The 20,218-nt window shown below is 32.1% G+C and carries 17 protein-coding genes; 12 read left to right on the forward strand and 5 right to left on the reverse strand.

What is annotated here, in order from left to right:
- Positions 1 to 5: 5 nt before the first annotated feature.
- Positions 6 to 551, reverse strand: coding sequence for an RNA polymerase sigma factor (locus M3P09_RS06495; protein ID WP_249972476.1), 546 nt, complete (start codon positions 549 to 551; stop codon positions 6 to 8).
- Between the two features lie 194 nt (positions 552 to 745).
- Between M3P09_RS06495 and pyrG the strand changes: the two genes are divergently transcribed.
- From pyrG to M3P09_RS06510, 3 genes are all read left to right on the forward strand, one after another.
- Complete coding sequence (gene pyrG, locus M3P09_RS06500) at positions 746 to 2,386, forward strand: CTP synthase (protein ID WP_249972477.1); 1,641 nt, start codon at positions 746 to 748, stop codon at positions 2,384 to 2,386.
- A 123-nt stretch (positions 2,387 to 2,509) separates the two neighbouring features.
- Positions 2,510 to 4,405: a membrane protein insertase YidC gene (gene yidC / locus M3P09_RS06505; RefSeq protein WP_249972478.1), complete on the forward strand. Its 1,896-nt coding sequence runs from the start codon at positions 2,510 to 2,512 to the stop codon at positions 4,403 to 4,405.
- 136 nt (positions 4,406 to 4,541) lie between these two features.
- Positions 4,542 to 5,243, forward strand: a complete 702-nt coding sequence (locus M3P09_RS06510) for a toxin-antitoxin system YwqK family antitoxin (protein WP_249972479.1) — start codon at positions 4,542 to 4,544, stop codon at positions 5,241 to 5,243.
- A gap of 249 nt (positions 5,244 to 5,492) precedes the next feature.
- Here the strand turns inward: M3P09_RS06510 and M3P09_RS06515 are convergent, their stop codons facing one another.
- Positions 5,493 to 7,778 carry a fasciclin domain-containing protein gene (locus M3P09_RS06515; protein WP_249972480.1) on the reverse strand — a complete coding sequence of 762 codons (2,286 nt, stop codon included), beginning with the start codon at positions 7,776 to 7,778 and terminating at the stop codon, positions 5,493 to 5,495.
- 177 nt (positions 7,779 to 7,955) lie between these two features.
- Here M3P09_RS06515 and mnmA point away from each other — a divergent pair, with 177 nt between their 5' ends.
- The 3 genes from mnmA to M3P09_RS06530 are packed head-to-tail and all read left to right on the forward strand — an operon-like array spanning position 7,956 to position 11,743.
- The gene (gene mnmA, locus M3P09_RS06520; protein WP_249972481.1) at positions 7,956 to 9,143 is read left to right on the forward strand and encodes a tRNA 2-thiouridine(34) synthase MnmA; all 1,188 of its coding nucleotides are present in this window, start codon (positions 7,956 to 7,958) and stop codon (positions 9,141 to 9,143) included.
- A 20-nt stretch (positions 9,144 to 9,163) separates the two neighbouring features.
- Positions 9,164 to 10,801, forward strand: a complete 1,638-nt coding sequence (locus tag M3P09_RS06525; RefSeq protein ID WP_249972482.1) for a S8 family serine peptidase — start codon at positions 9,164 to 9,166, stop codon at positions 10,799 to 10,801.
- The gene (locus M3P09_RS06530; protein ID WP_249972483.1) at positions 10,802 to 11,743 is read left to right on the forward strand and encodes an NAD(P)H-dependent flavin oxidoreductase; all 942 of its coding nucleotides are present in this window, start codon (positions 10,802 to 10,804) and stop codon (positions 11,741 to 11,743) included.
- A gap of 37 nt (positions 11,744 to 11,780) precedes the next feature.
- Here the strand turns inward: M3P09_RS06530 and M3P09_RS06535 are convergent, their stop codons facing one another.
- Positions 11,781 to 12,719, reverse strand: a complete 939-nt coding sequence (locus tag M3P09_RS06535; RefSeq protein WP_249972484.1) for a TolB-like translocation protein — start codon at positions 12,717 to 12,719, stop codon at positions 11,781 to 11,783.
- A gap of 356 nt (positions 12,720 to 13,075) precedes the next feature.
- Between M3P09_RS06535 and M3P09_RS06540 the strand changes: the two genes are divergently transcribed.
- From M3P09_RS06540 to M3P09_RS06550, 3 genes are all read left to right on the forward strand, one after another.
- Positions 13,076 to 14,452, forward strand: a complete 1,377-nt coding sequence (locus M3P09_RS06540) for an MATE family efflux transporter (RefSeq protein WP_249972485.1) — start codon at positions 13,076 to 13,078, stop codon at positions 14,450 to 14,452.
- 78 nt (positions 14,453 to 14,530) lie between these two features.
- The gene (locus M3P09_RS06545; protein ID WP_249972486.1) at positions 14,531 to 14,758 is read left to right on the forward strand and encodes a hypothetical protein; all 228 of its coding nucleotides are present in this window, start codon (positions 14,531 to 14,533) and stop codon (positions 14,756 to 14,758) included.
- A gap of 15 nt (positions 14,759 to 14,773) precedes the next feature.
- Positions 14,774 to 15,343 carry a phosphatase PAP2 family protein gene (locus M3P09_RS06550; protein ID WP_249972487.1) on the forward strand — a complete coding sequence of 190 codons (570 nt, stop codon included), beginning with the start codon at positions 14,774 to 14,776 and terminating at the stop codon, positions 15,341 to 15,343.
- Here M3P09_RS06550 and meaB read toward each other — a convergent pair.
- Together meaB and M3P09_RS06560 are read right to left on the reverse strand one after the other, a co-directional pair.
- Positions 15,340 to 16,416, reverse strand: coding sequence for a methylmalonyl Co-A mutase-associated GTPase MeaB (gene meaB / locus M3P09_RS06555; protein WP_249972488.1), 1,077 nt, complete (start codon positions 16,414 to 16,416; stop codon positions 15,340 to 15,342). The two genes, M3P09_RS06550 and meaB, sit on opposite strands and share 4 nt — an antisense overlap.
- Positions 16,417 to 16,438: 22 nt before the next feature.
- Positions 16,439 to 16,993: a DUF2911 domain-containing protein gene (locus M3P09_RS06560; protein ID WP_099565544.1), complete on the reverse strand. Its 555-nt coding sequence runs from the start codon at positions 16,991 to 16,993 to the stop codon at positions 16,439 to 16,441.
- A gap of 360 nt (positions 16,994 to 17,353) precedes the next feature.
- On the opposite strand from M3P09_RS06560, the gene M3P09_RS06565 reads away from it, so the two are divergent.
- From M3P09_RS06565 to M3P09_RS06575, 3 genes are read left to right on the forward strand one after another with little or no spacing between them, the layout of a single operon-like run.
- Complete coding sequence (locus tag M3P09_RS06565; RefSeq protein ID WP_249972489.1) at positions 17,354 to 17,905, forward strand: RNA polymerase sigma factor; 552 nt, start codon at positions 17,354 to 17,356, stop codon at positions 17,903 to 17,905.
- On the forward strand, positions 17,889 to 18,458 hold the full coding sequence (locus M3P09_RS06570; protein WP_249972490.1) for a hypothetical protein: 570 nt from the start codon (positions 17,889 to 17,891) through the stop codon (positions 18,456 to 18,458). The genes M3P09_RS06565 and M3P09_RS06570 overlap by 17 nt, the downstream gene beginning before the upstream one ends.
- Positions 18,459 to 18,468: 10 nt before the next feature.
- Complete coding sequence (locus M3P09_RS06575) at positions 18,469 to 20,010, forward strand: hypothetical protein (RefSeq protein WP_249972491.1); 1,542 nt, start codon at positions 18,469 to 18,471, stop codon at positions 20,008 to 20,010.
- Positions 20,011 to 20,218 lie beyond the last annotated feature (208 nt).

The raw sequence follows: 20,218 nt of genomic DNA on the forward strand, positions 1-20,218 counted from the left end.
TTTTTTTAATTAATAATTTCTTTTTTATGTTTTAAATTTTTGTACAAAAGTGAAATAGCTCTATGTCTTCTCGACATTAGTGTTCCAACTGGAACTCCAGTTTCTAAAGCGATTTCCTTATAAGTGTAGTTTTCAAAATCTACTGCAATTATAATATCACGATAATCTGGTTTAAGGTTTAATATGGCTTTCTTTAGCTCATCTTTCATCTGTTCTGCATAATAATTATCAGATGTGTCATATAATAAGCTAGCAAACTCAATTAATTTAGCCTCACTTTGACTTTCATGATTAATAATTTGCTTGTTATTCGTTCTCATTACATCAATAATCTTATTTTTAATAGCGTAATAAACAAAACCTGCTACATTGTTTATTGGTGAATATCTGTCAGCTCCAGTAAATAATTTTAAAGCTACATCTTGTATAATGTCCTCGGCATCTCGATCTGCATTTGCCCTTATTTTAGAATTTACATAAGCTTTAAGCGAATGGTATTCTTTACCAAAAAAATCTTTGAGCTTTTTATTGTTTTCTGATTCTGAGTTCATTTAAAAGCCTTTTTTAATAGCTTTACAATTAGAAAGACGAATTTTTCCGAATCTATTGCATTTTTTTTAAGTTATTTTAAAAAAGAGACGAGTGAAAGAGAAAATTGTATCAAAATCTTTAATTATAAAATTCGATAAGAGTTCATTAATAACTATTTTAATTTTGTAAATTTGCCTGCGTTTATAAGCGCAACATGACAACTACAACAAAATACATATTCGTAACAGGCGGTGTTACATCATCTCTAGGAAAAGGCATTATAGCCGCCTCTTTAGCTAAATTGCTACAAGCTCAAGGCTATAGAGTAACTATTCAAAAACTAGACCCATATATTAACGTAGATCCAGGAACACTAAATCCTTATGAGCATGGAGAATGCTACGTAACTGAAGATGGTGCAGAAACTGATTTAGATTTAGGGCATTACGAGCGTTTTTTAAACGTACCTACCAGTCAAGCTAATAATGTTACTACTGGACGTATTTACCAAAGTGTTATTCAAAAAGAACGCAGAGGAGAGTTTTTAGGTAAAACTGTACAAGTAGTTCCTCATATTACTGACGAAATAAAACACCGTGTTCAGCTTTTAGGAAAATCTGGTGACTACGATATTGTAATTACTGAAATTGGAGGAACAGTTGGTGACATTGAATCGTTGCCATACATTGAAGCTGTGCGACAATTGCGATGGGATTTAGGCGATAATAATGGCATCGTAATTCACTTAACATTAGTGCCATATTTATCAGCTGCTGGTGAATTAAAAACAAAGCCAACTCAACATAGTGTAAAAACATTAATGGAAAGTGGGGTGCAAGCTGATATATTAGTTTGTAGAACTGAGCACGATTTACCGGAAGATTTACGTCGTAAATTAGCACTGTTTTGTAATGTTCGAGAAGAAGCAGTAATTCAATCTATTGATGCATCAACCATTTATGATGTACCTAATTTGATGCTAGAGCAAGGGTTGGATAAAGTTGTGCTTAAAAAATTGGCATTAAAAAGTACCACTCCAGATATCAATAAATGGAACGAGTTTTTAGCAAAACATAAAAATCCTAAGTCAGAAATAACCATTGGTTTAATAGGCAAATATGTTGAGTTACAAGATTCTTATAAGTCTATTTTAGAGGCCTTTATACATGCAGGTGCAGCAAATGAAGTAAAAGTAAATATTGAGTCGGTACATTCAGAATATATTAATAATGATAATGCTAAATTGAAACTATCTCATTTAGATGGAGTTTTAGTAGCACCAGGTTTTGGTGAACGTGGTATTGAAGGAAAAATTGATGCCGTAAAATATGTACGCGAAAACAATGTACCATTTTTTGGTATTTGTTTAGGTATGCAAATGGCAGTAATTGAGTTTGCACGTAATGTTTTAAATATAGCTGATGCAGATTCTACTGAAATGAATACAACTACCAAAAACCCTGTTATAGATTTAATGGAAGAACAAAAAAGTATTACAGATAAAGGTGGTACAATGCGTTTAGGGGCTTGGGCTTGTGACTTAAAAATGGGAAGCACAGTTAGAGATATTTATAAGGCCGATACTATTAATGAACGCCACAGACATCGTTATGAATTTAATAGTAACTTTAAAACTCAAATTGAAGCAGCCGGTATGCTTGCAACAGGTTTAAACCCAGATACAGGTTTGGTTGAAATTGTTGAAATACCAGAACACCCTTGGTTTGTTGGAGTGCAATATCATCCAGAATATAAAAGTACCGTTGCAAATCCACACCCTTTATTCGTAGCCTTTGTTAAGGCAGCATTGAATAATCATAAAAGAAAAAAAGGTGTCAGTATGGCACAAAATTAAAATTGGATAGCTTTTTGTTAATTCATTAAACTATATAAAATCAATACTTTGTCATATTGAGTGTAGTCAGAATATCTCTTAATACAGATTCTTCATTATAATCAAAATGACACCAACTAAAATATGGAAGAAAAGAAATTAGATATTAATTCAATTATAGGTTTTATACTTATTTTTGGAATAATGATGTTTTGGCTATGGCAAAACCAACCAACACCAGAAGAATTAGAAGCTCAAGAAAAAGCAAAACAAGAACAAGTTGAAGCAGAGAAAAAGGCTGAAGCATCAGAGCAAACTAAAGTAACTACTGCAGAAGATTATAAAGCACCAGCAGTTTCAGATTCCCTACAACAAATTAATTTACAAAATAAGCTAGGAGCTTTTGCTTATTCAGCTGCAAATGCATCTGATAAAGAAACCTTAGTAGAAAGTGATTTATTAGCTTTAAAATTCAATAATAAAGGAGGTTATCTTTCTGAAGTTAAATTAAAGAAGTTTGTAGATTTTGATTCTGTTCCTATCTATATAATTAAAGATAATAATGCAGCTTTTAATATTAATTTTGGAACAACAGATAGCAGAATTCTTAATACTAAAGACTTATATTTTGAACCATCTGTAACTAAAAATGGTGATGTTACGGTTGTTTCAATGAAGCTAAAGGTATCAGAAAGTAAATTTTTAGAATACCGTTACGAACTGAAGGAAGGTGATTATATGATGGATTTCACTATTCGTTCTCAAGGATTAAGCGATGTAATTAATAGTTCTCAAGCTGTAAATTTAGATTGGAATTTAAAATCGTACCGTCATGCAAAAAGTATTTCTTATGAGAATAGATATACGGAAGTTGTTTTTGAGTATGAAGATGGAAAAGACGATTATTTGGGGCAACAAGAACAAACTGAAGACACTGCTGAAGATGTAAGTTACGTAGCGTTTAAGCAACATTTCTTTACATCTATTTTATTAGCTGATTCTCCTTTTAAAACAGGAAAATTCACATCCCAAAATTTAGTTCAAGACGAAGAAATAGATACTGTTTATACTAAAGCTTTTACTACTACATTGCCTTTAGAGCTTGCAGGTGGTGAAATAAACAAAACCATGGATTGGTATTATGGTCCTAGCGATTATAAGGTATTAAATAGTTATGATAGAAATTTAGATGAAATTGTACCACTTGGCTGGGGTATTTTTGGATGGATTAATCGTTACCTTTTTATTCCTTTATTTGCACTTTTAGGAAGCTTTTTACCTTATGGGATTGCTATTATTGTTATGACGATACTGATAAAATTGTTAATGTCTTTTGTACAATATAAACAGTTTTTATCGCAAGCTAAATTAAAAATCCTAAAACCAGAATTAGATGCTATTCGCGAGAAGCATAAAAATAATAAAGTAAAAGCTCAGCAAGAAACTATGGCATTGCAAACTAAAGCAGGAGCAAGCCCTATGGCTGGTTGTATGCCTGCATTAATACAGTTGCCAGTATTTTACGCATTGTTTCAGTTTTTCCCATCAGCATTCGATTTACGTCAAAAGAGTTTTCTATGGGTAAAAGACTTATCATCATATGATACCATTGCAGAATTACCATTTCATATTCCATTTTATGGAGACCACGTAAGCTTATTTCCAATATTGGCATCTATAGCTATTTTCTTTTATATGCGTTTAACTACAGGACAACAAATGGCATCGCAACCAACGCAAGAAGGTATGCCAGATATGGGAAAAATGATGAAGTATATGATGTACTTCTCACCAATTATGATGTTGTTTTTCTTTAATAATTATGCATCGGGATTGAGTTTGTATTATTTTATTTCTAACTTAATTAGTATTGGCATTATATTGGTTATTAAGAATTATATTCTTGATGAAGATAAAATTCATGCACAAATTCAAGAGAACAAAAAGAAGCCTAAAAAACAAGGGCGTTTTCAGAAAAAAATGGCAGAAATGATGGAGCAAGCTGAAAAACAAAAACAGGCACAACAAAAACGTAAGTAGTAAAGAATTCTGCCTCACTGAGAGCAGTTATATAATATTAGTTTTCAAAATAAAAAGCTGTCAATTATGTTTGGCAGCTTTTTTGTAATATACAATTTGAAAATATTTTTCGTTAGTATAATATAAATTTTTCAAAATGAAACACATTTTTATTTTCTTGTTATCACTATTAACCTCGCTGACTTTTGCCCAAAACATCAATCAATTTGATGCTAATGGCAAACGCCATGGTATTTGGAAAAAAACATTTGATGGTACCAAAGTTTTAAGATATGAAGGTGAATTTTTACACGGTAAAGAAATAGGGTTATTTAAGTTTTATAAAAATATAAAGAAGAAAGCTGTTTTAACTGCGACTAAGCAGTTTAATAAAACTGATAACATTGCTTATGTTACCTTTTTATCCTCTAGAGGAAAACTTATTAGCGAAGGTAAAATGGATAAAAAAAAGTATATAGGAGAATGGAAATATTACCAGAAAAGAAATGATAACCTATTGACTTTGGAAAATTATAATGCGAATGGCATATTAGAAGGAGAGCGCTTTGTGTATTATGAAAATGGGCAGATAGCTGAAAAACAATTTTATAAAAATGGAAAGCTAGAAGGTAAATCCATTTGGTACTCTGAGAAAAATATTGTTTTAAAAGAGTTTATTTATTTGAATGGAGAATTGCACGGAGCTTCAAAATATTATAATCCTAAAGGAGAGCTTATTACAGAAGGTCAATACAAAAAGGGGAAGAAGCATGGTATTTGGAAGTATTACGAAAATGGAAAATTAATTAAAGAAAAAGATTTTACATATAAGCCTAAGTATATTAAAAACAAGCAATAAAAAAGACTGCCTTTTCAGACAGTCTCCTCTTTTTCATAGACAAGTTTTTTCCTGCCTACAATCTACCAATCAAACTAAACAAACTAAATCATATTTTTAATTTTATTTATAGTGGAACGCAACTTTAAAAGATAGTTTTTGGTTATACAATTTTTTAATTTCACATCAACAGCGGTAATGTTTTTAATTGTACGCATCTATTAAAGCTGCATTTTCTCCACCATTTATTTATATCGCTGTTTTATAATATTAATTACTAGGTAGTAAAACTTTATTTACTACGTGTATTACACCATTACCAGCTTGAACATCTACTGCTATAACTCCAATATCAGAATTTCCAGCACCATCGGTTATATCTGCGATGTTATCACCACTGCCTGGTAATGTTACTGTTATATTATCTCCTTGTAAACTTGCTGCGACTGTATCACCATCAGGTGTTAAGTCACCAGAAGTTACATTATTATCACCAATAACATGGTGTAATAATACTTGAGTTAAAACAGCTTCTCCAGGTATACTAGCTAATGCATCAAAAGCGGCATTAGTTGGAGCAAATACTGTAAAGTTAGGGTTTAATCCATCACCGTTCATTCCTTCAGTTCTAGATAATACTGATACAAAATCAGTAGCTGGAGTTAATGTTGTTAATGCCGTTACTAAAGTTGAAAAGTTAGGATCAGCAGCAGCAAATGTTACAACAGTTGGTATACCTATTACAGCATCAACAGCATGTATAATACCATTACTTGCTACCACATCAGCTTTAGCAACTGAAGACACTCCATTAAATTTAACACCATCACTAGTATTAAAGTATAAGCTTAAGTTATTCATTCCTGGACCAGTAGCACTAGTATTAGCATATCCTGCACCAGCTGTAACTAAATCTGTAGACATAGTTACACCGCTTAATACATGATTTAATAATATGTTTGACAATGCATCAGTTGGTACATCACCTAATGCTGCTCCATCTAAGAAAGTTGTAAACGCTGCATCATCTGGTGCCAATACCGTAAATGGTCCAGCTCCACTTAACACGTTTACTAAATCGCCGTCTGCAGCTCCTAAGGCAGCAACTAAACTACTAAAACCTGGATTTGCAAGTGCGTGGTCTACTACTGTTGGTAATCCAATAACTTTATCAACTATGTGAACTACACCATTAGTAGCTTCAACATCTGCTGCAGTAACGGTTGAAATTCCATTAAATGTTACACCACTTGATGTGTCATAAAAAATACTCATGTTATTATCTCCAGCACCTGTTGCCATTGTTGAAGCGTAACCTGCACCTGCAGATGTTAAATCTGTAGACATTACACTACCATCAATTACATGATTTAAAAGTACTTGTGCTAATATATCAGTTGGTATATCTCCTAAAGACGCAAAATTATTATCAGTTAAAAAGGCGGCAAAGGCCTCATTAGTAGGTGCTAATACTGTTAGTGGACCTTCTCCTGAAAGCGCCCCTGCTAAATCTGCAGCTTGTATTGCATCATATAAAATACTTAACTCTGGAGTGTTGTATGCTTTACTAACTAGATTTTCAGGTAATTTTGGTAAAACTACTTTGTCAATTACATGTATAACGCCATTGGCTGCTTGTACATCAGTAACTATTATGTTGCTTACTCTTCCGTTAGAATCTGTTAATGTAGCTCCGCCAGTTACATTAGCGGTGATATCTCCACCTAACGTTCCAACCATCATATCATCTGATAAACCAGCAGCTAAAACATTAGCGCCAGCAACAGCATGTAAATCTAACGTTGCTTTTAAAGTTGGTTCATCAATTTCTTCTAATGAAGATACTCCAAGTTCAGCTAACAAACTTACAAAAGCATCATTAGTTGGTGCAAATACAGTAAAAGGAGCGGGAGCTGTTCCATTTGGAGTTGAAAGTGTCGTAACATAATCAAACGTTAAGTCACTTCTTGTTAATGCAGATACTAAAATTGAAAATGTGTTATCAGCTAAAGCTAAATCTACAACACTTGGTAAGCCTATTACACCATCTACTATATGTATTACACCGTTTGATGCATCAATATCTGCAGTTACTACATCGGATACACCATTAAAATTAACACCAGACTCGGTGTTTATATAAAGACTTAAGTTATTATTTGAAGATGCTTCTGTTGCTAAAGTTTTTCCATATCCAGTAGATAAACCAGATGATTTTAGATCTCCTGAGATAACATGGTTTAATAAAACTTGAGTTAATACATCATTTGGTACATCATTTAAGCTTGCGAACCCATTGTCAGATAAAAATTTATCAAATGCTGCATTTGTAGGTGCCAATACAGTAAATGGTCCATTTCCATTTAATGTTTCTACAAGGTTTGCCTGTTGCAAAGCAGCTACTAAACTACTTAAATCTGGAGAGTCTAATGCTAAACCTACAATGTTCTGTTGTTCTTTAAAAAGAACTGGATTGTCGTCATCACTACAAGAGAATAGAAATGCTGCTACTATAGTAAGCAGAAATACTTTTTTTAATGCTGTTAATGTTTTCATTTTTTTAAGATTTAATTATTGTTTAACAAATTTAATAAAAAGTTAAACAAAAATCCAAATTTTGTTGAAGTTTTTTTAAAAAAAAATAAACAAAATATATTTTTCTAATGTTTTCTATAAACTTTAAAAACCATAAATTTCTTTATTTATGCTTATCTTTGTAGCCAATTTTTAATTATGAAACGAGTAATAATAGGGCTTTCTGGGGGTGTAGATTCAAGTGTTGCTGCTTATTTGCTTAAGGAACAAGGTTATGAGGTTATTGGTTTGTTTATGAAAAACTGGCATGATGATTCTGTAACCATTTCTAATGAATGTCCTTGGTTAGATGATAGCAACGATGCTATGCTGGTTGCAGAAAAATTAGGAATCCCATTTCAAACGGTTGATTTAAGCGAGCAATATAAAGAGCGTATTGTAGATTATATGTTTAATGAGTATGAAAAGGGTAGAACACCTAATCCAGATGTTCTTTGCAATAGAGAAATTAAGTTTGATGTTTTTATGAATATAGCTTTAGAGCTAGGAGCTGACTATGTTGCAACTGGCCACTATTGTAGAAAAGGAACTATTAAAAAAGGAGATAAAAAAGTTTATCAACTATTAGCTGGAGCCGATAATAATAAAGATCAATCATATTTTTTATGTCAATTATCTCAAGATCAATTGGCAAAATCGTTATTTCCTATCGGTGAATTAACAAAACCAGAAGTTAGAGATATTGCCACTAAATTAGATTTAGTCACGGCCGAGAAAAAAGATTCTCAAGGTCTGTGTTTTATAGGTAAAGTAAAATTGCCAGACTTCTTACAACAGCAATTAAAACCTAAAGAAGGTGTTATTGTAGAAGTTCCAAAAGAGCAAGACATTTTTAATGAATTGATTCCTGAGTTTCAAGCTGAAGAAGATAAACTGAAATATTTATCTAGAAAAATTGATTATAAAATTGATGATGGCAAAATTGTAGGTAAGCATCAAGGCGCACATTATTTCACTAAAGGGCAACGTAAAGGGCTCGCTGTAGGTGGAACTATTGAACCTTTATTTGTAATTGATACTGATGTAAATGAAAATGTAATTTTTACAGGGCAAGGTAAAGAGCATCCTGGTTTATATAAAAAGGCATTGTTTGTTACTAATGAAGAGCTGCATTGGATTCGTGAAGATTTAGCTTTAAAAGTTGATGAAACTATGCAGGTTAATGCTAGAATACGCTACCGTCAATCACTTCAAAAAGCAACTTTGCATAAAGTAGGCAGTGGATTGTATGTAGAGTTTGAAGAGTTTCAATCTGCAATTACTGAAGGGCAATTTGTAGCTTGGTATATAAATGAAGAATTAATAGGTTCTGGCGTAATTTCGTAACTTGCCAATAAAACTTAATTATGATAAAGAAATTATTAATTTTTAGTTTCCTAAGTTTTCATTTTTTTTCATTTGCACAACAAGATGCTTGGGTTTATCTAAAAGACAAGCAAAATGTAGCAAGTTCTATAGCTACCCCAATAAATATCCTTACTCAAAAAGCGATAGATAGAAAAGCTAAACACAACGTAGTAATTGATGCTAGAGATGTTCCTGTTAATGAGTCGTACATTACCCAGTTAAAAAATGCTACAGGTATTACTGTAATGGCAAAATCTAAATGGTTTAATGCTGTGCATGTTAGAGGATCTGAAGCTGATATAAATAACTTGCTTACAACTCCATCTATAACATTTATAGATTATATTGATTTTGCTGATAGAAGTTTAAATACTACTAAAATAACCAAAGAAAAGGGAACATTTAAGATTAAAGATAAATTTGAAGTTGAAAAAACATTTGTAGATTTTACTTATGGTAATACTCAAAATCAAGTAGATATGATTAATGTTGATGATCTGCATGTTGCAGATTATACAGGTGACGGCGTTACGATTGCGGTACTTGATGCAGGGTTTATAAATGTGAATACAATGGGGGCATTTCAGCGTATAAGAGATGCTGGAGATTTACTAGGGGGTTATGATTTTGTAAACCGAAGCTCAAATGTGTATGCTAATACATCCAGTTCTCATGGTACTCATGTTTTAAGCACTATGGCAGGATATATTTTAAATAATTATGTTGGAACAGCACCAGATGCTTCATATTATTTGTTTATAACTGAAGATAGTAGTGACGAAAACCCTATTGAAGAAAGTTATTGGGTTGAAGCTGTTGAGCGAGCAGATAGCTTGGGGGTAGATTTAGTAAATACTTCTTTGGGGTACAAAGATTATTCTCCAAATTATACAAGCTATAGTTATGCATCTGCTGATATGGATGGAAATACTGCTTTTATTACAAAAGGGGCAAATATAGCTTTTGAAAAAGGATTATTATTAGTTAACTCTGCAGGTAATGAAGGAAATGCAGGAGTTAGTGCTCCAGCCGATTCACAGTATGTATTATCTATTGGGGCAGTAAATTCATTAGGTAATTATGCGTCATTTAGCTCAGTAGGTAGTGCTTTTCAACCTTCTCAAAAGCCAGATGTTGTAGCCAGAGGGCTATCGGCTTCTGTAATAACCCCTAGTAATGTTATAGGAAGTAGTAACGGTACATCATTTAGTTCTCCTATTTTGGCAGGAGGCATAGCATGCTTAATGCAAGCATTACCAAATAAAACTAATGCTGAAATTATGCAGTTAGTTCGCGAATCGGGCTCTCAGTTTAGCACCCCAGATTATCAATTAGGTTACGGTATTCCTAATTTAAAGAGTGCACTTAGTAATGCATTGTCTATTAATAATTTTGAAAAGACTAATACAATATCAATTTATCCTAATCCTGCAAAAACCTTTGTTTATGTAAAAGTACCTATAAATGAAAACAAGTTAACAATAACCTTTTTCAATGTTTTAGGAAAGCAAGTTTTGCAACGTTCAATTAATAGTACTAATAATCAAATTGATATTTCCGCTTTATCTAAAGGAATTTATATTATTAATGCTAAATCCAATAATAAAGCCAAGTCTTTTAAATTTATTAAGAATTAGATGCCAAATAGAATCACTGAACTATTCAATATAAAATACCCTATTATTCAAGCAGGAATGATTTGGAATAGTGGTTGGAAATTAGCTTCAGCTTCAAGCAATGCTGGAATTTTAGGGCTTATAGGAGCGGGAAGTATGTACCCTGAAGTGTTGAGAGAGCATATTCAAAAATGTAAAAAGGCAACTCGTAAACCTTTTGGAGTAAATGTACCTATGTTGTATCCTAATATTCAGGAAATAATGGATATTATTGTTGAAGAAGGAGTGAGTATTGTATTTACATCTGCAGGAAATCCAAAAACTTGGACATCATGGTTACAAGATAAAGGTATTACCGTTGTGCATGTAGTGAGTAGTGTAAAGTTTGCATTAAAAGCACAAGAAGCAGGAGTAGATGCTATTGTTGTTGAAGGTTTTGAAGCTGGTGGACATAATGGAAGGGACGAAACTACTACACTAACGTTGATTCCTATGGTAAAAGAGCAAATAAAAATTCCATTAATAGCTGCAGGAGGTATAGCAACAGGAAAAGCAATGCTAGCAACAATGGTTTTAGGAGCAGATGGCGTACAAGTGGGGAGCCGATTTGTAGCTAGCGAAGAAAGTTCGGCACATAAAAACTTTAAAAAAGTTGTTGTTGATGCTAAGGAAGGAGATACGCAATTAACATTAAAAGAATTAGCACCAGTACGATTAATTAAGAATAAGTTTTATAACGAACTACAAGAATTATATAAAACGGCACCAACACCAGAGCAGTTAAAAAAAATGTTAGGTAGAGCCAGAGCAAAACGTGGTATGTTTGAAGGCGATTTAGACGAAGGAGAGTTAGAGATTGGACAAATTGCTGGATTAATTCATGATATTAAGCCAGTAGCTGAAATTGTTGAAGATATGGTAAAAGAGTTTCAAGTTGCTAAAAGCGAAGTGTCTAGCTTATAAAAACCTTTGTTTTTTTAGTATTTGTCATAAATGCTGTTTAATCTTTTAACCGAATACTTTTCAAAGAAACTTGATACAACTTACTAGCTCCATTATCATATTTATTAAATTCATTTAAGAGCTCATTAATTGATAAAGCCCTTTCAAAGTTTGTTTTGGTGTTATCTAATTTACTAGTAAAGTAAAGGGTGTTTGTTTTTACATCTACAAACGGGCAATAATCCATTTTTGTAGAATTTATTTTGTCGCCCAAATTTATAGCTTGTGTCCAACCATTTTCAGTATTATAGCTAATATATAAATCGCCACTTCCCAAACCGTCTTTCCTGTTATAACAACCATAAATTAAGTAAGACTCGTCAGGTGCAATAAATGAATTGTATTCATATCCTTCAGAATTAATAGCATCTGGTAACACTATTGGTTCAGTTAAACTACCATTAATGTTTTTACTCACATAAATATCATCTTTTCGTTTTAACTCAGGATTATCACGTGTAAAATAAAAATTTCCATTTGAAGAAATAGAAGGGTAAAACTCACCGTGTTCTGTGTTTATTGGGCTTCCCATATTTATTGGTTCAGACCAATTGCTTTTTAAATGATCTCGCTTAACAAACCAAATATCAAAATCTTTAGGTTTATTAGTTAAACTATTTAAGGGCCTTGTAGATACAAAGTAAAGTTTTAAACCATCATGAGAAAAGAAAGGTTCTAAATCGAAAAATCGACCAGAGAATGATGCAATTCTTGGGCTGCTCCACTTATCATTTTCTTTAATCACAGTAATAATTGCAGAAACATTTCCCATAACACTTTGTGCAGAGAACATAATTTCATCTCCGTTAGGAGCAATGGCAATATCCCTTACATTTGGAAATTGTTTTACAATATCTTCTAAAAATGGAGTAACACTTTGTTGAGAAAAACTTAAAAAAATATTGAAAGAAAAAAGGAATAATAATAAATGCTTCATAAAAATAGTATTTATTACAAGGTACTAAATGCAGTTATTCAAAATTCTAAACGTAATGTTAAAAGAATTTGTATAGATAATATCTTGATATTCTTGAAAAACTTTGGATAAAATAAAAGGAGGAAATTAAATTTCCTCCTTAAATATTGAAACTTGTAAGCTGTAATAATTTTTAATCCCTATAAAATAAAAAGCTAAATGTTTCTAAAATGCTATTTCTTAGTGAGAATGCTTTTTAAGCATGGCGAATGTATGAAAATGCTACAATAAAACGATGAAAAATTATATTGAGTTATTAACATTTAAATAATAATAACAAAATTGGTAAACAAAATGCATAAGTTTACTTTTGCACAATGCAATTTAAAGATTACACTAAAGAGTTTAAATACAATTGGCGACTAGCGGCTCCAGTAATGTTAGGTATGTTGGGGCATACCTTTGTGAGTTTTGTAGATAATATTATGGTTGGCCAGTTGGGAACTGCTGAACTTGCAGCAGTCTCTTTAGGGAATAGCTTTATGTTTATTGCAATGTCTTTAGGTATAGGGTTTTCTACAGCTATAACACCTTTAGTAGCCGAGGCAGATGCTGAAAAAAACTTTGCTAATGGCAAATCGTCTTTTAAGCATGGTTTGTTTTTGTGTACTGTTTTAGGTGTATTGTTATTTTTAGTAGTATTTTTTGCTAAACCACTTATGTATTTAATGAAACAGCCTGTTGAGGTTGTAGAGTTAGCCATTCCTTATTTAGATTTAGTGGCATTTTCGTTAATTCCATTAATTGTTTTTCAAGCATTTAAACAATTTAGTGATGGACTATCTATGACTAAATACCCTATGTATGCTACTGTTTTAGCAAACATTATTAATGTATTTTTAAATTATATTTTAATTTTTGGAAAATTAGGATTTCCTGAGCTAGGTATTGTTGGAGCTGCCTATGGAACATTAATATCTCGATTTATAATGGTTTGGTATTTATGGTTTTTATTAAGAGGTAAAGAAAAATCTAAAGACTTTGTAACCAACATAAAGTTTTTTGTCCTTAATAAACTAATGCTTAAAAAAATTATAAACCTTGGAGCGCCTAGTGCGATGCAAATGTTTTTTGAAGTCGCCATTTTTACAGCAGCAATATGGCTAAGCGGTTTATTAGGTAAAAACCCACAAGCTGCAAATCAAATTGCATTAAACTTGTCTTCAATGACATTTATGGTAGCTATGGGCTTAAGTGTTGCCTCCATGATAAGAGTTGGAAATCAAAAAGGCTTGAAAAAGTATTTTGAGTTACGCCGCATTGCATTTTCTTTATTTTTAATGGGAACTATATTTGCTGTTGGATTTGCTATTATTTTCTTTGCATTTCATACTCATTTACCAAAACTCTATGTAGATTTTGATGATGCAAAAAACCTAATTGATAATACTGAAGTTGTTTCAATAGCATCTAAATTACTTATAGCTGCAGCCATTTTTCAAATAAGTGATAGTATTCAAGTAGTAGTTTTAGGTGCTTTACGCGGATTGCAAGATGTTAAAATACCAACGATTATTACGTTTGTTTCCTATTGGTTAGTAGGTTTTCCAATAAGCTGGTTTTTTGGTAAAGAAGAAGCTTACGGAAGCTTTGGTATTTGGTTAGGTTTGCTAGCTGGGTTAACTACTGCAGCTATTTTATTATATATTCGATTTAACTATTTAACTAATAAGTTAATAGTGAATAATAAATAAAATTTTGCATTTCGAACGTAAGAGATAAATCTCATCATTATATTTGTAATTAGGTTAATAAAACTTAAACTTTAAAAAATGACACTTCCAAAATTTATACTTGGTGATAATACAGATTATCCAAATGCTATTTTTGTAATTCACACTGAATTTCCAAGATTTATAATCAACCTTGAAGATGATGAAGTGGAGTGGTTTGAAGATTTTGATGTTGAAGATCAAAAAGAATTAGAAACTGAAACTGAAAATGCTATAAAGTTTGCTACCGAGTTTTATGATAGTGAAGTTGCCAAATATGAAGATTAAAACAGAGAGTTATAAATGATAGATCAGCTTTTAGAATACGATACCGAACTGTTTTTGTTTTTAAACAATTTAGGTTCGACAACATGGGATACTTTATGGTTAATTATAACAGATAAACTAACATTTATACCACTATATGCTTTGCTTCTTTTTTTATTGTATAAAAAATTTGGAGCTAAATCACTTATAATTTTTGTTGTAGTTGTAGCTTTAATGATAACATTTACCGACCAGATTACTAATGTTTTTAAGCGTGGTTTTGAAAGACCAAGGCCTTGTGGAGAGGATGGTTTAATAGATCAAATGCGTTTTATTGCTGTACGTTGTGGTAAGTATGGTTTTTTCTCAGGACACTCGTCCAACTCAATGGCAGCAGCAGTTTTTGCAGGTTTAATGCTTAAGCCGTATTATAAACATCTTATTTTTATTTTACTGTTTTGGAGCGCTATTGTGGCCTATAGTAGAATTTATGTAGGTGTACATTACCCGCTAGATATTGTTTGCGGATTAACTTTTGGTGCTATTTCTGGGTTTATATTTTATAAACTAGCAAAAAACCTTTTAAATAGGTATATAAAATCTTAGTGCACTAGGTTCAATAAATAGTAAGCAGCTGCAAAAGGAGTAGTTTTGTCGTTTTCTATTAAGTGCAATTGTGTAGCCAATTCTTTTTTAATATCTGGTCTATTAAAAAAATCTGATTTTAATTGTTCTTCAATAGTTTGAATAAGCCAAAACTTATTTTGTTCTTTTCTTTTATTGTTAAAATAATTGTTTTGAGTTGTGGTATCAATATACTCTTGTACAATATTCCATATAGCATCAATACCTTCATTTTGTAAAGCACTACATAGGGTTACTTTTGGTTGCCAATTAGAATCTTTAGTTGGGTAAAGGTGGAGCGCTCTATTAAACTCTACTTTAGCAAGTTTAGCACGTTTTAAATTATCACCATCTGCTTTATTAATTGCAATAGCATCAGCCATTTCAATTATACCACGCTTAATACCTTGTAGTTCATCACCAGCACCGGCCAACTTTAATAATAAAAAGAAATCTACCATACTATGTACAGTGGTTTCGCTTTGTCCAACACCAACAGTTTCAATAATAATAACATCAAAACCAGCAGCTTCGCATAAAATGATACTTTCTCGTGTTTTTCTAGCGACACCACCAAGAGATTTACCAGAAGCTGAAGGACGTATATAAGCGTTATCATCTTTTACAAGTTCTTCCATTCGGGTTTTATCCCCTAAAATACTACCTTTTGTAAGTGAGCTACTTGGGTCTATAGCCAAAACAGCAACGCGTTTGCCAGCATTTGTTAGGTGTTTGCCAAAGATTTCTATAAATGTACTTTTTCCAACACCAGGAACTCCTGTAATACCTATTCTAATGGATTTATTAGCATATGGCAAGCATTGTTTTATAATACTATTTGCTATGTCTAGATGATCTGCATTTTTACTTTCTACTAAAGTAATAGCTCTGCTTAAGGCAGTTGTATCCTTTTTTAATATGGATGCTACTAAAACTTTAGGATTAATTTTAGCGTTACGTTTCTTTTTTATGTTTTTAATGGAAAGACTATTAGTAATTTCTGATTGAGAAACACCTTCATTTTCTGTTAAAGCGGATTTTTTTTCTTTAGCCACGTAATGCTACTATTTTAATAATCTATTTAAGTGGAACGGCAACTTTTGTATCATCCCAAGCCATTGTTAAAAATAGCTTATCTGTTGAGTTATCAAAAGCTATGGTAAACTGTTCTACAGTTGTGTTTAATTTTTCAATTGGGATATCAACATTTAAGACATCATAATTGGGGTCCCAGTACGGTATCATTTCGTTGGTAACTCCCCATGGATATTGCTTGGAGTTAAATATTACTGTCCAAACACTATCTTTAGGTACCGTCCAAAGGGTGTATTTCCCTTTTGGTAAAGGCATTCCATTTACATCAAGGGTTTGGTTGGTTTCAAATGTAGTAGCTTCGTTTGCTCCTGTTCGCCATACTTGATTAAAAGGGACTAAGGCTCCAAAAATTTCACGATCTTTTTTAGATGGCCTGTTATAAAACACTTCAAGTTTTAAGTCATTTAATTTAAATTCTACGGTATCTTTAGGGCTTAATCGAGAAGCAAAAATGTTTTCGACAAAAAAAGAATATAAAAATAAGCCTAACGCTACAAATGATAGTAGGAATAAAACGCGTTTTAAAAAAGTGTTCATAAAGAGGTATTTATTAGAAGATAAAGATACTTTAAAAAGTAATAATTAATAAAATTGAAACGCACATTTATTTAGCTTTGTTGTGTAGTTGTTTTTTCATAGTAATGTGAGGTAGGAAATAATAAGCTAATAAGAAGAGAAATGATGATTGAAATGTACTCTGTATTGGCAAACAAACTTGCGTTAGGGATAGCAGCGGCATCCTTTTTTGAGGTACGAAAAAAAGATATAGCGGATAGCCCGACCGATAGGGAACGCCCAAATATTTGTTTTTATGAAAAAAAAACCTGTTTTTTTGCAACACTACATTTTTTTTGTCGTCTTTCAAATGAACTAACTTAAACCAAAAGTAGACCAAGCATGTTTCAAGTTGACATTATTGAACAATGTAAACAAAACAATCGCAAAGCACAATTGCAGTTATACAACCAGTACTGCGACGGGATGTATATTGTTGCCAACCGATTTTTAAAAGATGCTAGTGATGCCGAAGATGTAGTGCAAGAGGCTTTTATAAAAGCGTTTTCTAAACTGGATCAATATAAAGCTGAAGTTACTTTTGGTGCTTGGTTAAAACGTATTGTTATTAATAAAAGTATCGATTTCTTAAAATCTAAAAAACAAAGACTTGTTGAATTGGATGAGGTGCACCTAAAGGTTATTGATACTGAGGATGATGACAAATGGTTGGTAGAGGATGCTATTACATTAAACGATGTAAAAAGCGCCATTAATAATTTACCAGATAAATATCAATATGTTGTGATGCTTTATTTAATTGAAGGTTATGACCATCAAGAAATTTCGGAAATTTTAAATATTTCAGAAGTCGCATCACGCACACAATTATCGAGAGGTAAAGTAAAATTGCAAGAACAGTTAACACTTAAAAGAAATGGCACGAGATATTAGAGAGTTATTTAAGGATGATAATGTATCAAACGAAAAGATGCCAAAAAATCATCAAGACAGATTTCTTGAAAAACTGGATAAGGCATTACCAGAGAAGCGTAAATCTAAATTCCATTGGATGCAAATTGCTGCTAGTGTAGTGGTGCTTTTAGGATTTGGTTTTGGAGCCTACCATTATTTTCAGCCAGAAGAACCTATTAAAGTAGCAACAACTAATCCTGTTGAAACTAAAACATTGGGTGATGTATCGCCGGGTTTAAAGAAGGTTGAAGATTATTACTTAGCAAGTATAAATTTGGAGTTGTCAAAAATGGAATACACGCCAGAAACTAAAGATGTTTTTGATGGGTATTTAGTGCAACTAGATGAACTTGATAAGGAATACAAACGCTTATCGTTAGAACTAACAGAATCTGGACCAAGTGAGTTAACAGTAAATGCATTAATTGATAATTTAAAATTTCGTTTAAATCTTTTGTATCGCTTGCGATCGCAATTAAACGAATTAAATGCTTCTGAAGATAATCTAGAAGAAGTAAAACAATCCATCTAAAAATCAAAAAATGAACAAGACAATTATAAAATTAAAGCTAGTAATTTTAGGAGTTTTAATTTCGAGTGGTTTATATGCTCAACAAAAACTTACTAAAGTATCACAGACTATTAAAGTAGACAAAGATGTTACAATCGATTTAAATACAAGCCATTCTAATATTGTGTTTGATACCTGGAATAAAGGAACAATAGAGATTGAAGCTTATATTGAAGGCGAAGATTTAAGTAAAGAAGAATTACAAGATGCTCTAAAAGATTGGGAGGTAAATGTTGAAGGCTCGCAAGATAAGGTTTCAATATCTACAAGCGGAAATTCGCGATCAGTTTGGGCTTATAGCAGTCATGGTGATGGTGAGGCTGTACATGCAGTGTTAGAAGAATTAAAGTTTGAATTAGCAGATTTACAAGAAATGGATTTCCATTTTGAGATGCCAGAGTTGCTAGAGATGCCAGAAATGCCAGAGATGCCTGATATGCCAGAGTTACCTGAATTACCCGAAGGGATTAATAGTGTCCATTTTGATTATAAAGCTTATAAAAAAGATGGCGAAAAATATTTAGAAGAATATTCTAAAAAATTTGAATCGCTTTACGGAGAAGAGTATACTAAGAAAATGCAAGCTTGGGGTGAAAAATTTGGTAAACAATGGGAAGAGAAATATGGCAAGCAAATGGAAGAATGGGCTAAAAAATTTGAAGGAAAATGGAGCAATGAAGAATATGCTAAAAAAATGGAAGCTTGGGGAAAACGTTTTGCAGAACGAATGGAAGGGCAAGCAGAGCGAGTAAAGGCTCATAAAGAACGAGCTGCAGCCCATGCAAAAGCTCATAAAGAGCATGCAAAAGAACGCAAAGAAGCTATTAAGGAACGAGCTGAAGTACTTAAAAAGCGTGCAAAAGAGCGCAAGAAACTATCAAGCGATAGACGTGTTTTAATTGAGAAATTAGTTAATAAAAAATCGCATTCTAAGGTTAAAAAAACTATAAAAATTAAAATGCCTAAAGGCGCTAAATTAAAGGTTAATGTAAGACATGGTGAAATAGAATTTGCGGCCAACATTGATAACTTAAAGGCAGACTTATCGTATACTAAATTTACAGCACACAGCATTAATGGAAGTTCTACTTCCATTAATGCTTCCTATTCACCAGTTTATGTTACGAATTGGAATTTAGGGGAATTAAATTTAAGATATGTTGAAGTTGCTGAGTTAAGTAATGTAAAGCAGGTGGTTTTAAATTCTAATTCATCAAATATTGAAATACAAAACCTATTAGGTAGTGCCATTATTGACGGAAGCATTGGAGATCTTAAAATTTTAAAAATTGATGATGCTTTTGATAACTTAAATGTTATTCTTCAAAATAGTGATGCAGTTATAACGCTTCCAAAAGTTGATTATAATTTGCAGTACAAAGGTACGCGTACACGTTTTAAACACCCAGATAAACCTACTGAAGATAATATTTCTTCATTCACTACTAATAACCCAGATGTTATTAAAAACATAGTTGTAAATGCAAAGTACAGCAATGTAGTTATGCAATAGTTTTATTCTTCACTTATTATTGGTTGTCAGTTTGTTGTGTGAAACGGATTAGCCATATACAATATTCTTATTTAAAATTTTGGAGGTTCGTTTAACGGTTCGTGTAAGGATAGTTGCGTGATTAAGCAACTAACTTAGCAAAAATGGAACGAACCAGAGGAAAATCCGCAGGATTTTCCGAGTAGGCAAGAACCAAGCAATTATTTTT

It is taken from the genome of Jejuia spongiicola (assembly GCF_023502325.1).
Lineage (GTDB): Bacteria > Bacteroidota > Bacteroidia > Flavobacteriales > Flavobacteriaceae > Wocania_A > Wocania_A spongiicola.